Annotated in this window: 13 protein-coding genes; 6 read left to right on the forward strand and 7 right to left on the reverse strand. The window is 39.8% G+C overall.

Translation table 11 applies throughout. The features are described from left to right. Position 1: 1 nt before the first annotated feature. Both EHR07_RS09340 and sppA read right to left on the reverse strand, forming a co-directional pair. The gene (locus EHR07_RS09340) at positions 2 to 610 is read right to left on the reverse strand and encodes a hypothetical protein (protein ID WP_135744840.1); all 609 of its coding nucleotides are present in this window, start codon (positions 608 to 610) and stop codon (positions 2 to 4) included. Next, complete coding sequence (gene sppA, locus EHR07_RS09345; protein ID WP_135744841.1) at positions 607 to 1,572, reverse strand: signal peptide peptidase SppA; 966 nt, start codon at positions 1,570 to 1,572, stop codon at positions 607 to 609. Before sppA ends, EHR07_RS09340 begins: the two co-directional genes overlap by 4 nt. A gap of 174 nt (positions 1,573 to 1,746) precedes the next feature. On the opposite strand from sppA, the gene EHR07_RS09350 reads away from it, so the two are divergent. Next, on the forward strand, positions 1,747 to 2,262 hold the full coding sequence (locus tag EHR07_RS09350) for an LIC10415 family protein (RefSeq protein WP_135635419.1): 516 nt from the start codon (positions 1,747 to 1,749) through the stop codon (positions 2,260 to 2,262). Beyond that, positions 2,263 to 3,633, forward strand: a complete 1,371-nt coding sequence (locus tag EHR07_RS09355; protein ID WP_135744842.1) for an APC family permease — start codon at positions 2,263 to 2,265, stop codon at positions 3,631 to 3,633. A gap of 24 nt (positions 3,634 to 3,657) precedes the next feature. On the opposite strand, the gene EHR07_RS09360 is transcribed toward EHR07_RS09355, so the two are convergent. Both EHR07_RS09360 and EHR07_RS09365 read right to left on the reverse strand, forming a co-directional pair. After that, positions 3,658 to 5,130, reverse strand: coding sequence for a potassium/proton antiporter (locus EHR07_RS09360; protein WP_135744843.1), 1,473 nt, complete (start codon positions 5,128 to 5,130; stop codon positions 3,658 to 3,660). Positions 5,131 to 5,157: 27 nt separating this feature from the next. Continuing rightward, a complete protein-coding gene (locus EHR07_RS09365; protein ID WP_135744844.1) occupies positions 5,158 to 5,553 on the reverse strand; it encodes a hypothetical protein in 396 nt (131 codons plus the stop codon). A gap of 78 nt (positions 5,554 to 5,631) precedes the next feature. Here EHR07_RS09365 and bcp point away from each other — a divergent pair, with 78 nt between their 5' ends. Together bcp and EHR07_RS09375 are read left to right on the forward strand one after the other, a co-directional pair. Then, entirely contained in the window at positions 5,632 to 6,105 is a 474-nt protein-coding gene (bcp, locus tag EHR07_RS09370; protein WP_135746240.1) for a thioredoxin-dependent thiol peroxidase, read from the forward strand. After that, entirely contained in the window at positions 6,102 to 7,580 is a 1,479-nt protein-coding gene (locus EHR07_RS09375; protein WP_135744845.1) for a leucyl aminopeptidase, read from the forward strand. The genes bcp and EHR07_RS09375 overlap by 4 nt, the downstream gene beginning before the upstream one ends. Before the next feature lie 97 nt (positions 7,581 to 7,677). Here EHR07_RS09375 and EHR07_RS09380 read toward each other — a convergent pair whose 3' ends face one another. The 3 genes from EHR07_RS09380 to EHR07_RS09390 form a co-directional block, all read right to left on the reverse strand. Next, the gene (locus tag EHR07_RS09380; RefSeq protein ID WP_135744846.1) at positions 7,678 to 8,895 is read right to left on the reverse strand and encodes an MFS transporter; all 1,218 of its coding nucleotides are present in this window, start codon (positions 8,893 to 8,895) and stop codon (positions 7,678 to 7,680) included. 133 nt (positions 8,896 to 9,028) lie between these two features. Continuing rightward, a complete protein-coding gene (locus EHR07_RS09385; protein WP_135744847.1) occupies positions 9,029 to 11,590 on the reverse strand; it encodes a SpoIIE family protein phosphatase in 2,562 nt (853 codons plus the stop codon). After that, complete coding sequence (locus EHR07_RS09390) at positions 11,587 to 13,188, reverse strand: Ppx/GppA phosphatase family protein (protein ID WP_135744848.1); 1,602 nt, start codon at positions 13,186 to 13,188, stop codon at positions 11,587 to 11,589. Before EHR07_RS09390 ends, EHR07_RS09385 begins: the two co-directional genes overlap by 4 nt. A 144-nt stretch (positions 13,189 to 13,332) precedes the next feature. Between EHR07_RS09390 and EHR07_RS09395 the strand changes: the two genes are divergently transcribed. Continuing rightward, positions 13,333 to 14,355: a rod shape-determining protein gene (locus EHR07_RS09395; RefSeq protein WP_002972591.1), complete on the forward strand. Its 1,023-nt coding sequence runs from the start codon at positions 13,333 to 13,335 to the stop codon at positions 14,353 to 14,355. A gap of 503 nt (positions 14,356 to 14,858) precedes the next feature. Next, positions 14,859 to 15,143, forward strand: a complete 285-nt coding sequence (locus EHR07_RS09400) for a GIY-YIG nuclease family protein (RefSeq protein WP_135744849.1) — start codon at positions 14,859 to 14,861, stop codon at positions 15,141 to 15,143. Positions 15,144 to 15,372 lie beyond the last annotated feature (229 nt).

Raw genomic sequence — 15,372 nt, forward strand, 5'->3', positions numbered from 1 at the left:
TTTAAAAACCACCCGAAATCGATTGGAGAATACTGGTTGCCGTATATAAATTCATAAGGAAAGGAAATAAAATGGTAAGCCCAAGTGCATAAAAAGAAAACTTTAGGGAATCACGATTTCTTAACTCATAAATGGATTTGAGCCCACGAGAAAGAACCAAACTGTAGAGTAAAATAAAACTGAGGAGTAGAAAAAATCCCGTTCCAATTCCAGAAATTCCTACAGAATGAAACACAAGACAAACAGGCGCAAATAACAGAAACAATACGACTGAATGTCTCGCAAATAGAATCAAAAACAAAAGTTTCGGTGTCCTTCCTTTTTTTTGCACATAATAATCTGCCACCAAAGTATAAAAAAAAGGAAAAAATCGAAACAAAAACAAATTGGCGATAAAACCAAAAAACAAAAACGACAAAGTAGAAATGGTGTATGGAGCAGAAAGGATACTCATTCCCACTGACAAAGATAAGGCGGATAGTATGGAAAACATCCAACTGGACACAGGACTTGCCGCAAATGGGATTTCTTGGACCTCCTCAGAATAACGAAGAGGATCCAAAAATACCAATTCCAATACATCCACTAAATCAAAGAAAAAATCTCTCATAACATTAATTTTCCAAGTGCTGTTGGTAAGATGACCAAAACTTGAGATTGGAGGAGAGACCTAATTTTGGATATATGAGAATTGTCTCCCAAAAAGCGCACACCAATGGATTGCAAAAATCGATCAAAGGGTGAGACCTCTTGTTCAAAAAGTGGAATGAGGCCATCATATTGGCAAAGTTCAGAAAGTTTTTTATGAGCTTCTCTTCGCCCACCAATATCATCCACAAGTTTGTTACGGAATGCATCTTCTCCGGAATAGATTTTTCCTTCTGCTAACTCTTCAATGGATTTAACCGTTTTGTTTCTTCCTTTGGCAACATCTTCCACAAACTTACGATAGGTGTCTTGCAACTGTTTTCCAATCATATCATCTTCTTCGTTTGTTGAGTCACGAAATGGAGAATACATATCTTTGTATTTCCCTGCTTTGTAGGTGCGAACTCCTACCCCATAACGATCCAAAAGTCCTTTCACATTAGGTGCAAAGGAGATGACTCCAATGGAGCCTGTAATGGTTCCGTTTTGTGCAAAAATATAATCGGAAGCTGCGGCGATGTAATACCCACCGGAGGCTGCCACATCTTTCATACTCACCACAATCTTTTTAGTTTTACGCAGATGCAGGAGTTCATTGAAAATTTCTTGGGAAGCAGCAACTGTTCCACCAGGGGAATTGATTTCGACTAGGATTCCTTTGATATTTGCATCTTCTTCCAAATCACGTAATTGGCGTAACACGGTCTCAGCACCCGTGGAATCAAATGTGGAAACCCCTGAGTGAATCTCACCTACGATCGGTATGACGACAGCTCCAATTTCACTGGCTTGGAAAAGACCACCGCCGGTCCCACTAGAGAAACGGGCAAGGCTTGATCCAGATACCAAGATGGCAATTCCGAGAATTGTGGCAATGGTGGAGAACAAAAAGGAGAGAAAGAGAAGAAATTGGTTTCTTTCCATAAACTCCCACAAGCAAAACCTTGCAAAAACTCGAGTCAACTTTAATAATTCTTTACTTTTTTTTAGAAAAAGTTTATTTTCCTTGTACGGGCTAACCGAAAATTAGACAGGTAGTCACAGGATTTATGTCCAGGCACCGCCGAGACATAAGGCCTTTACCAAGGAAGGTAGGACATGGATGTTCGTCTCAATCGTCTCCTCAATTCAGCCGAAAAACTAATCCAGGACAAAAAGGACAGTAAAGATGTCTCTGGAAAATCAGGAGTTCCTGTACAAAAGTCAGAAGAAAAATCCGACTTTGTTGTCAGCCTTCCTGTTCAGTACCACAATATCCAATCAAGGCTCACGGAATTGCAAAAACAACTTTCCAAGGAACAATCTCGGATTGGTCTTTTGGAAGATAACTCACAAGAAGAAGACAAACTCAAAGAACTTCTTTTTGAAGGAGAACCACTATTCCCAGAGTTAGGTGAAGGAAAAGTAACCAAACCAGAAATTTTAGAAAATAGCAAAGGGAATATCTCAAGCCTTCTTGCGGAACTAAAGAAGAAGGAAGTTGAGAGCGAAAATATCTTTTCTCTTGGAATGATGTTAAACCCAGAAGAGTTCAAAGGTAAAATCGGAACTTTGTCTGCTTCTTCTATGAAACCAATTTCTGAAACCATGGTGAAACGACTTCTCGGCAATTAATTGGAATTAAAACGTAGCCTCAATACTTTTGATTCCATCTCCGTTCTCTTCTCCTCTATGGTGGGGTCGGGAATTTTTTTCACCTCTGGGTATTTGATCAAAGAAACCGGAAATCTTTGGATTGTCCTATTTTGTTGGATTGTCGGCGGAATTTTAGCTCTCTCTGGTTCCATCACCTATGCTTATGCAGCCCGCCTCCTCCCATTTGCTGGAGGAGATTATGTTTATCTAAAAGTTGCTTATTCACCAGCCATTGCTTTTATGAGTGGTTGGTCTTCCCTACTGACTAATTTCTCTGCTTGTGTTTCGGTACTCGCACTCGCCTTTGGAAAGTATGTTCAGATTTTATTTCCAGAACTTCCGGTTTGGGAATCTCCCACATACACTTTGTTAGGTTTGGATTTACAAGTTAGCTCCATCACCTTTATTGGTGTTTTACCCATTCTTTTTTTTAGTATTCTCAACTACTTTGGAATTAAGTCGGCAGTGCGTGTTCAAAATGTTTTTGCTGTTCTAAAGATTACCGGACTCCTTCTCTTTTTGGCACTTGGGTTTTCGATGGGAAACACCAATTGGTCTTATTTATTCAACTCTCCCTTTCCCAATCTAATGGAACTTTCTTTTTACTCCAAGGTTTTGATTGGGATTGTTCCCGTATCATTCTCTTACCTGGGATGGAATATGATTACCTATATTGCGGAAGAGGTAAAAAACCCGGAGAAAACCATTGTACGTTCTGCCATCACTGCGTGTTTTCTTGTGGCCGGACTCTATTTTGCGATCAATTTACTTTTTGTGATTTCGGCTCCCATTGATGAGTTAGCTGGCCAAGATGGGATTGGTGCCATCGCCTTTCAAAAGTTATTTGGTGTAAATTACTCTATCCTTACTACTAGTTTTATTGCTTGGGTGATTTTGGGTTCCATGTCGGCTATTCTGATTGGGGGAAGTCGAGTGTATTTTGCGATGGCAAGAGATGGAGTGTTCCTTCCTTCTTTTTCCAAGATTCATCCCAAATGGCATAGTCCTTATGTTTCTATTTTTTTCCAAGGTTTCGTAGCCATTCTCTTTTTGTTTGTCAAAGAAATCGAAGCCCTACTTTACATGATCACTTGTTCAATTTTGATTTTGTCATGTCTTACGGCAGCCACACCCTTTCGGTTTGAAAAGATGGGAATGAAATCGGATTATAAAATTCCTTTTTATCCTTTGCCCATTTTTCTTTATATTTTTGCCAATATTGCGGTGATGATGATTCTATTCATCGAAAAACCCGTAACTGCTACTTGGGGACTGATGATTACTCTCATTGCCCTTCCTGTTTATTACGGATTTCGATTGGATAAAAAAATGGCCGAAGCTAAAAAGTAATCACTTAAACTACTAAGCTGTCATTTATGCAACAGCCATAAACGTTTTACCAATGATTGGCATCACTTCGTCTTTTGCTAACACCCAAATCACATCCCCACCTCTTACCTGTGTATTTCCAGAGGGAATCAAAAATTGTTCTCCACGGGCAATGAGTAGGATATGAGACTGCTCTGGGAGTTTGATTTCAAACAAAGCTTTGTCCACCACACTTGAGTTATATGGAACAATCAACTCTTGTAATGTCATCCCTGGAAACTCAATGTTATCAAAGTCAGTTGGATGATAAATTTTACGATCAGGATCCTTTTTCAAAATTCCTAACCACTGTGCCACCCGAGGGATAAGAGAACCTTGCACGAGAAGGGATACAAGAACCACAAAAAATACGATATGAAAAAGTAAATCTCCCCAGACCAATCCTTGGGCAATGGGAAACGTAGCCAGGATGATAGGGGAAGCACCGCGTAAGCCCACCCAAGAAATAAATAACTTTTCTTTGACTGGTAACTTCACACGTAGAAGTGAAATAAACACCGCTACTGGTCTTGCAAAAAGTATGAGTAATACCCCAATGAGAAGTCCGGGAACCCAAATATTGGCCATCCGTGAAGGATAGACAAGAAGTCCAAAACAAAGGAACATACCAATTTGCAAAATCCAAACATATCCGTTTAAAAAACGAAAGATGGATTTTTTATGTATGAATTTGTTTCGGCCAACAATGATCCCTGCAATGTAGACTGCCAAAAATCCATTCCCTTGAAACACAGTGGTGACTGCATAAATAAAAGGAACAGAAGCAGTAATAAAAACTAAATAAAGACCATCATACCCCAGTTTGACGGAGTTCATTAAATACAGAATGAGGATCCCCAAACTATATCCCATCATGGTTCCAACAAGAACTTGCATCACAAAAAACCGAAAGAATTGGAACCCACTAAAACTAGAATCTGCCGTGATGAGGTTCATAAAGATGGTTGTTAATAATACACCCACTGCATCGTTAGAACCAGATTCAAATTCAATGATCTTCTTTAAATGGATTGGTAAATCGGATGACCCAGTTTTAAAAATATTAAATACGGAGGCCGCATCTGTGGCGCTCACAATGGAACCGAGTAAAAACGATTCCATAAACCCAAGAACTGGGAATAAATAGTGGATCAGCACTCCTAAAATCAGTGCAGTCAAAATGGTTCCCACAATCGACAACCGAATCCCGACAGATAAGAAGTTTTTTAAACTATCCCATTCACTTTCGAGACCACCCAAAAATAAAATATAAATAAGAGCAAATATACCAATCGATTGAGCTAATCCATAATCACTAAAATCGATTCTTCCTGGGCCATCTGCACCAGCTAACATACCGAAGGTTAAAAAAATAAGTAAAATGGGAAACCCAAATCGGAAGAATAGTTTACTCGATAAAATTGAAAATAAAATAAGTGTAGAAATAACTAGAGCTTGTAAGGTAAAACTGTCTATCATGTTTATTCCTTAGACGATCCGAATGGATTATCGATTTGAAGAAAGTATCTCTAAAGCCTTTGCCTTTAGAATGGGATGTACTACAAAATCATCTGGATTCAGTGGTGTAGAAGTTTTGGTTTCAGTGGATTCCGCCTGATTGGCAGATGTGGGGAGTTTCCATTTATCACGACCGAGCCAAACAGAGAGGCCATAAATCATACGTTGGAAAATTTCGTCCACTTTGTCCTGCCTACCTGCTTTTTTATAATAACCAAAGGCCAACATAGGAAGTTTCCGGTCGTACATAAAATGATCACCTAAACGAATGAGACCATCTTTGTAATCAGTTTTGAGAAAGAGTTCACGTGCCTTACGAATATCGCCTGCGTTAAAAGCGGTATTGGCTTCACGAATTAGCGCTGCTCTTTCCTTGGAGTCCATACAAAGAGTATCGAACCAAATTCCGAAATTGACAACTGAAAAATGTCTAAAAGTATGCAAATACCAGGAGAGAAAATTATGTTGGAAGTAGGGAAAAAAGCCCCCAATTTTACAAGTGTCAACCAAAACGGCGAAAAAGTAAAACTCGCTGACCTAACAGGAAAAAATGGAGTCGTAGTTTATTTTTATCCGCGGGATATGACTCCGGGATGTACAACTGAAGCTTGTGACTTCCGTGACAATTTTGCACGTCTGAAAAAATTCGGATACAATGTGGTGGGAATCTCCAAAGACAATCCCAAGTCCCATACCAAGTTCATTGAAAAACAAAACCTCAATTTTGATCTCATCTCTGATGAATCAGGCGAAATTTGTGAAGCTTATGGTGTTTGGAGAGAAAAAGTTTTTATGGGCCGTAAAGGTATGGGAATTGTTAGATCTACCTTTCTTTTAGATAACTCTCTCAAAATCAAAAAAATCTATGACAGCGTGAAGGTCAAAGGACACGTTGAAGAAATCATCAAAGACATTCAGGAAATCCAAGGGAAATGAAAATAGAAACCTCTCCACTCCAAATCCAAATCGGTTCCCCTAAATCTGGAACATTTTACAAACTCATCCCCATCTTCCAAGAGGATGTCAAAGAAGAACTGGGAAAAAAATTCCCAGTGCAAATCGAAACCAAAGTTTTTTCTGGAGAACTCGGAAAAGAATTTCGTGATGAAGCAGAACAAACCATCTATCTTGGATTAGGTGAAAAGGAAAAACTCAACTTTAGAAAGTTTATTTCCCATTTTTTTAAGTATGGAGAAAAAATTCTAAACTATGACGGAATGGGTCTTGAGATTATCATCTCTAAATCCCTTTCTAAAAAGTTTTCTGCCGATCGTATCGCATATCAAATTGCCAATACACTTTTTATCGGAAGTTATCCTGTTTCTGTTTTACAAACAACGAAAAAAGAAAAAAAGAAAGTGGGAGCAGTTTACTTAAAGTTCGAAGACAAATCTGTGACTAGTCTTGCGGAATCGGGATTATCTAAAAGTAAAATAGTCGCCAAACACGTGAATGGTGCTCGTCATATTGCTCATCTTCCTGCAAACTATTTTACACCTGATGATTTTGTTTCTCGTTCCAAAGAAATTGCAAAGGAATACAAACTCTCTGTTAAAGTTTGGGATGAACCACAATTGAAAAAAGAAGGTCTTGGTGGGATATTGGCAGTGGCTCGTGGATCAGAGCTCAACGGTAAGATGGTAATTTTAGAATACAAACCGGCCAAAGCCAAAAAAAAATTCGCCATTGTAGGAAAGGGATTAACCTTTGATACCGGTGGAATTTCACTCAAACCACCAGGCGAAATGCATGAAATGAAATATGATATGTGTGGGGCAGCAGCCACCATACACGCGATTGGTGCCATTGCCGCACTAGAAATTCCCATTCATATAGTCGCAGCCATTGGTGTGGCAGAAAACATGCCAGATGGAAAAGCCATCAAACCAGGCGATGTGTATACCGCATACAATGGTACTACGGTGGAAGTACAAAACACGGATGCAGAAGGAAGACTTGTGCTCGGTGATGTATTGTCCTATGTTTCCAAAAATTACAAACCAGACTATATGGTGGATTTAGCAACACTCACAGGCGCTGTGATCATTGCTCTGGGCCATGAAGCGGCCGCCATCCTTACCAATTCGGGTCCACTCCGAGAAGCCCTCTTCACTGCTTCTGAAACTTCAGATGACCGTGTTTGGGAACTTCCGCTTTGGGAAGAATATGGAGAAGATTTAAAATCAGACATTGCAGATTTAAAAAACATCACTGGTGGAGGAAAAGGGGCAGGAACCATTTCTGCTGGAATTTTTCTTTCTAAGTTTGTGGATGAGTCCATCAATTGGGCTCACATCGATATTGCCGGTGCCGCTTGGAGGAAGAAAAAATCAGGAACCCAATTCCACGGACCAACTGGTTATGGAGTACGTTTGTTAGTCGATCTTGCAAACGAACTATCTAAAAAATAACCAATTCCCAATTGAGTAGATTAAAAAGGCGGGAGATAGTTTCCCGCCTTGCAAACCAAATCTAAAATTTCCTTTTTAATACAAAACTATTGTGTTCTCATTTTGTGTGTTTTTTCAAAACAATTTGATTCACACTGTACATGAGTATTACGGTAAGTAGGATGGCACAAGCAACTACATAACCTAAAATTTCATACCTTTCCATATAACCACTGGTAGTCTGGATGACAATCAGTCCCGCAACAGAAGCCGCAATTCCACCAGAAATTTGTTGGATCGAAGAACTGATGGCCATAAAGGCACCTCTATCGTGTAAGTCGGGAACGGCAGAGGTTAAAGCATTGGCAGAAATCATCCGTGCTGCTACAAAAACAAAAAGAATTGAATTTACAAAAATCACAATCGGCAATGGGGTGATTTCCATTTTTGTGTAATAAATGATGATTCCTGCCGCAAGGATGGAGGCAATCACAAACATATTGTATTTTCCAATCGCATCACTCAGTCTACCCATCAATGGGCCACCTAACATAGAAACGACACCTGTTACCATATAAACCAATGGTAAATCTTCCAATTTTACACCTAGGTTGTGGACAGAAAAAGCAGAGCCAAAAGGCATCAACATAAATCCACCTGTAGCAAGTAAGGTGGTCGCAACAAAAGCAGGTAAATACTTCGGATGAGAAATGGTTTTTGCTAAGTGATGGAATGCATGTATATCTGTTTTGTTATCAAGATGGGTAATCACTGGTTTCAAAAAGAAGAAAATCACAAATCCAACAGCTCCACTGATACTAGCGATCATCAAAAACGGAGATTGCCATCCCCATAAATTAGAAATATATATACCGATGGGAAGTCCAAACACTTGGCTTGCAGCAAAAGCAGTCATAATAAACCCCATCACCCTTCCTCTCACTTGTAACGGGAACAAATCCGCAACAATGGCAAAAGATATCGATGATAAAACACCTGCAAAGAGTCCGGTTAAGATACGAGCACCAAATAAAAAGAAATAATTTGTAGCTATACCGCAGAGAAAAGTGGCGAGCACAAACCCAACATAAAAGAATAACAATAATTTTTTGCGATCAAATCGATCGGCAAACCCGGCCGCCAAAATACCAGAAATCCCGGCACTAAATGCATAAGCAGAAACTACAAATCCAAACTGTTGGGTAGAAATTTGTAATTTTTCCATGACCAGAACTCCCAAGGGAGAAAGAATCATAAAATCGAGAACTACGGTAAATTGCAAAAAAGCAAGTAAACCTACGACAAAAATATGATACGGAGTGAACTTAAAATCCATTCGAATTCCTTTTCTGTAATATAACAAATATACCGCTGATTCTACTACTCCACGCGGACATTTTAAGGATGCCAAGGAAGAAAAATATTAGTTTTCCGAAAAAAGTAAAAAGTGTAATGGCAGCAAACTTTCTTTAGCTGAAACTTTCCTTTAGTTTCAAGTATTGCGGATTCTCAGGAGCAATGGATCCAAGTCTGGAAAGAATCTTTTTGGCCCGATCTTCATTTTTCTGTAATCGATAACATTCAATCAAATTAATAAGATTTCGGATGTGTTTGGGCTCCCTTGCCCGGAGTCTTTCCCCAATTTCGATCGCCTTACTTAGATTTTTTGACTTTCTGTACGCATAACTCAATTGTAATAATATTTCATTGTCAGTGACAAAATAGGGAAAGATAGATTCCAAAGAAGCAACTGCCGAATCAAATCGTTTTAATAAAAGGGAAATTCTTGACTTTTCCCTTAGCAAATTGATTCGAATATCATCCTCAATGTTATCATTCGCTAACATTCGTTCAATGGTTTGATAGGCTTCTTCTGCGTTTCCCGACTCTAATACCGACTGGAGTTCGGAATATAAAAAATGATCTGAACCTAAAGAGTTTAGCGAATTTGAATTCATTCGTTTAGCAGAACCCATCCATTCCAACCTAAGAAGAGTTAGATCATCAGAAAAACTTCCAATGGATTGGAGATTATAGACAATCTGTTCCAATTCCCCATTCGAATCATTCACCACTTGCAAAAACTTGGTTTCGTCTTCGTTCATCACACGGGAACCGTCAGATCCCGTTTCTAAAATTAAATCGTCGCGTCCATCCGAACCTATAAAAAGCACATCTCCTTGTTCTAATACAAAAACTCGAACACGCACATGTCCGGCCATTCCTTTGGTTCCAATTTTTCGAAGTTCCAACTCGTCTTCAATAAAAGAGGCAATCCCATCTCTATACAATACAGTCCAAGGATGTTCTGCATTGAGATAATACAAAACCCCAGTTTCTTCTTCCACAAGCCCAAGAACAACGGAAACAAGCATAGACCCATCAAAAGATTCAAATATAGTTTGGAGTTCGTAAAAACATTCTTTGATCCATCGTTCCGGAGATTTAGACTGGCTTTCCAACAAAAGTTGTGTACGTTTTATAAAAGATAAAAATACTACACCTAACACAAGTGCGCCGCCAGCACCTTGGATGGACTTACCCATCGCGTCTCCATTTATAAAAACGAAGTATTTTTTACCGTTAAGAATTATATCATCACAAATAATCAGGTCTCCACCGATCTCTTTGGTTTTTCCTTTAAATTCAAATTCTTTTTTTTGTTTAGTATAGGATTGAATTCCAATCATTTCTGAGTGAGATTTTTTGGAATCATTCAGTGGATCCAAAAGCAGAGAGGTTAAAAAATAATCTCCATCTTGTTGGACTTTTAATTCCTGAACACGAGTGAGAGTTTCTTGTAATTCGTTTGTTCTTTCCACAACCTTTCGTTCTAGGTTGGCGTTTAGCTCTTCTACTTGTTTATGAACTCGCAAAAACCGATTAGCCAATACAACAGCAATTCCTAAAACAAAAAACAAAAATCCAAACCGAGATAAATTCAAGTTTTGGATGGGGATCAAACCCGAAGCACCCAAAATATCCCAAATCGCCGTGAACATCAAAAACAGAATACCAACTAACAATCTTTTGGCGTCTTTATTGTTTTTCATCACGGCTCTCGCAGTGATGTAAAACAAAACCACACTGAATGCTAAAACCGAACCTTGCCAAACTCGCAAAAAAACAATAGAACTGGCACGATTGACAAAAAACTGAAGAATAGCAAGTGTTAAGCTGAAAACAAAATAACCTTTTGTGATAATACTGATACGTTTGCGAAAAAAAGTATCAACAAATAACAAAAGCCATGTGGGAGTCAAAAAAACGATAAAATATTCTAATTTTGTAGTGATAAATGAATCCACATCCCATCGATAGATGGCTTGGGATCTAAAATAGAGATAAGCCGACAAAAATACGGCAAACAAAGCAAAGTAAAGATTGTATGTTTCATTACGGCGTTTCCAATAAAACAAACCATGATAAATCCCAACAAAAAAGTATAAAAAAAGCAACATGAAAGTTGCATATTCTTCTTCAACTTTTTTTAATACCGTATAACGATCAATAGATGAATTAAAATCATTAAAAACATTACAATAGTTTAATTCTTCTCCTGATTCCGAGGCTAAAAGAACTCGGATTTCATTTTTACCAATCTGTAACAAATTTCGAGAAAGTCTGATAAGAATATTTCTTTTGAATCCATTCCGGACAATATGTCCATTTTCTAATGCACCTCCCTTGTCGACCAACTCTCCATTTACATACACTTTGTACACATTCGAAATACAAGGTATATGAAAGGAAAAAATATCTGCTTCTGTTTCTTTAAAATCAATTTCAGACAACAAAAATGGTTTTACCATTGTCACCTGTTGTAACTTCCCATCAGGGAATACTAATTGAGATTTGATAGAAACGAGTGGTAACGTTTCCAAAGGGATCCAACCGGGACCCAACGGAAGTTCCGACTCCGACCAACCTTTTTTGACATTCCAGTTCTTTGTCAAATCTACTGGCAAAGCCAAAATTGAAATAGGAAATATTAGAAAAAGAAAACAGTATAATCTTAAAGGAAATTTCATATAGTAAAGGTTTGAAACTCTAAGGATACACCATAGGTTTCTTCAAAAAGATCTTTTTTTTCGGCCACAGACCAAATTTCTAAATTGGGATCGGTTCCCTTTTGGTGATACAACCGACAAAGAACTTTTCCTTTTTCATAGATAGCATCCAATCTTTCAATGATGGATTTTTCCGACCGGTCAAGCCCGTCCCCAATGCGAAGGAAGGCTGCTAATTTTTTCACTAGGAGTTGGTCATCAGGCCTTAGAGCTTTGAACTCTTCATGTTTTCCTTTAGGCCCACCCTTTCTATGATAACGAGCGATAAGAGCGATGATTTCTATTTCGGCATTGGAAAAACCCACCATCGCCTCTGAGTTTTTGATGATATAATAACTATGTTTATGGTAATTATGATGAGAAATACATAGTCCCACTTGGTGCAAATAACAAGCTGTTTCTAAATAATCTCTTTCTAAATTGCCAAGTCCATGTAAATCCTTCAAATCATCAAACATCTGCAAGGTGGTCTTAACTACGGACGCCGCATGTTTTTTTCCAGCAGGATAAAGATTGGCAACGGTTTTGATGGCTTTTTCACGAATATTATCTAGAGGCGGTAAAGAAGAATCTTTCTGTCGAAACCAAGATTCGATTGTATCATAAACAATTCCTTCTCTAAGGGCAAACTCACTCACAGTAAATGAAGGGGCTTTGATCCTTTGTAATACTTCATCCAAAACCAAAACTCCACCAACAATGATATCCCCTCTTTTGGCATCAAGGCCTGGAATTTTAAGACGTTTTTTCAAACTATCCGCATCTAAAATCTGTTTTCGTACATCCTTAAACTGATCGATTGAAATTTCTGTTCCGTTCAATCTGTCCCTTTTTTCCATCTTTTTTTCCAAAACGATGGAGGTCACAGAAGTGATCGTCCCTGAACTTCCCACAACCATAAAGGGTTTCCAAGTTTCGATCTGAGGTAAAAAAGCAGATAACACCGATTCAATATGAATCCTACATTTTTGAACGTCGGTGGCACTTAGTGGATCTTTTTTTAAATACTTTTCTGTTAACCGGATGGCTCCCAGTTTCAAACTAGTGGAAAAAAGGATCTCTCCCTTTTCTCCCACAAGAAGTTCTGTACTCCCTCCTCCAATGTCGATGAGTAGGATTCTTTTGTCATAAACCGGTAGGCCTTGCAAAATCCCTAAATAAATAAGGCGCGCCTCTTCATTTCCTGAGACCACTTGGATTTGGATTCCCGTTTCCTTTTCGGCTCGGTCAAGAAATACCTGGCGATTCTCTGCTTCGCGGAGAGCACTGGTGGCAACAGCTCGGATTTCCGCTTTGTAACTATCGGCAAGGCTACGAAATCGTTTGAGGCAAGCAAGTCCTCGGTCCATCGCCTCGTCTGTTATGACCGCATAATCACTGCTACCGCTCCCAAGTCTCACCGATTCTTTTTCTTTGGTTAGGTATTCGAGTGTACCATCCGGTCTTAGTTTCACGACAACGATATGGAAGGAATTGGTGCCCAAATCAATGGCAGCAAGGATCTTTTCCGTGCGAAATGCCTGGTTTGGTTTTCTTAAGATTTGTGAGAAAGGAAGCATTTTGTATCTTACTAGCCTATCGAAAATTTTTACGGTTGAAAGCAAAAACCAGCCGAAAATTATGGGGAACGGGTAGAATTCTATTGTTTTGGTGTGAACCCACCGTAAATTCCCCCTTTCGTACTTCTTTCACCAGGATCTGATATGATATTTGATAACCTTTATGGACTTTTCTCGAACGATATGGGAATCGATTTGGGAACCGCGAACACCCTCGTGCATGTGAAAGGACAAGGGATTGTCTTATCAGAACCGTCGGTCGTGGCAGTCCAGGCCTCTACTGGTCGAGTCCTTGCAGTGGGACAAGAAGCAAAACGAATGCTAGGAAGAACTCCTGGTGACATCGTTGCCATCCGCCCCATGAAAGACGGGGTGATCGCCGACTTCGAAACTGTGGAAAAGATGATTCGTTACTTCATCGCTAAAGTTCACAACCGCACTACATTTGTAAAACCGCGCATCGTCATCGGAGTTCCTTCTGGAATTACCGAAGTAGAAAGACGTGCCGTACGTGAGTCCGCTGAACAAGCCGGAGCTCGCGAAATCTTCCTCATCGAAGAAGCACTTGCTGCTGCCATCGGTGCCAACATCCCGATCCATGAACCAGCAGGGAACATGATTGTAGATATCGGCGGGGGAACCACAGAAATCGCTGTGATCTCTCTGGGTGGTATGGTAATTGCCGAATCCATCCGAACAGGTGGGGACGAATTTGATGAAGCCATTGTGAAATACCTCCGTAACCAATACAACCTAGTCGTCGGGGAAAGAACGGCAGAGGATATCAAACTCACAATCGGAAACGCCTTCGCTGACAAACGTGTGGACACTATGGAAGTCAAAGGTCGTGATGCCATCTCTGGTCTCCCACGTACCCTCGAACTTGATTCTAACGAAATCCGTAAAGCCCTCAAAGAACCAACAGACGAAATCCTAGACGGAATCAAATCCGTATTGGAAAGAACTCCTCCAGAACTTGCCGCCGACATCGTAGAACGAGGAATCGTTCTCACAGGTGGTGGTTGCCTCCTTCGTGGTCTCGAACACTACCTCACCAAAGAAACTGGAGTTCCTGTCTTCCGTGCCGAAAACCCACTGACTTGTGTGGTGCTTGGAACGGGTCGTTACTTGGATGAATTGAAATATATCAAACCAGGGATAAGATAAGGAGTAGTTCGCATTTCGATACGGCCTTCGGCCTACTCAATGCTCCGCTTTTAGGGTCGTCATCGTTTCGGTCGTTGAGTAGTCAATCGATGATGCCGAGGTCGTTGAGTAGCGAAGCGTATCGAAACGACAAGTATTAAAATCATTTTATATAAAACCCAAAGGGAACCAAGCGATGGTTCCTTTTTTTTTGGGCGCACATTTCCGGCTCTCCGCTCCAATCTTTGCGTGCGCAAAGGATTTCCGCTTCGATCCGGGGCGCAGGGGGATTGGTTTAGATTCAATAATATAGAACCAGAATCATTACTTTTTACCTTGTTAGGTATTGGGATTCCGCCTTTCGATACGGCCTTCGGCCTACTCAAGGCTCCACCTTTTTTTTCATCTGTTATCTGTTATTCGGTGTTCGGCATTGGGTGAAGGTCGGTTGTCGTCGTCGAGGTCGTTGAGTAGCGAAGCGTATCGAAACGACGAGACGACCAAACCCTAGGAATGAAAATCATATGAGTTATATGTATATTTTAATTTGTGCTGATGGGTCGTATTACACTGGTAGTACGAAATATCTAGAGAAGAGACTCAAACAACATCAAAGTGGCAAAGGAGCCAATTTCACAAAGAAACGATTACCAGTTAAGTTACTCTATTACGAAGAATACAAAAGAATCGATCATGCTTTTTACCGAGAGAAACAAATACAAGGTTGGTCTAGGAAAAAAAAAGAGGCTTTGATGCGTCAGGACTTCGATGGACTTAAGATTTTGGATAAAAAGAAATCAACAATTTAAAGGACATTAAGTTTTCCCCGCACCAGGGATTGCAGTGGAAATCCTTTTCACGTCAGTGAAAAGATTGGAACGGAAAGCCCGGTCGCCTAAAACAAAAATTCCAGATCATACTAACGATTGCGAGGTGCCGCTAAATCGATTAGGAAGTCGACAAGGACTCACTCCAGAAACCTCACTCCCCTTTTCAAAAAGGAACGGGAAATCAAATCTCCGACTTGTTTATGTTTGG

This window comes from Leptospira bandrabouensis, assembly GCF_004770905.1.
Taxonomy (GTDB): Bacteria; Spirochaetota; Leptospiria; order Leptospirales; family Leptospiraceae; genus Leptospira_A; species Leptospira_A bandrabouensis.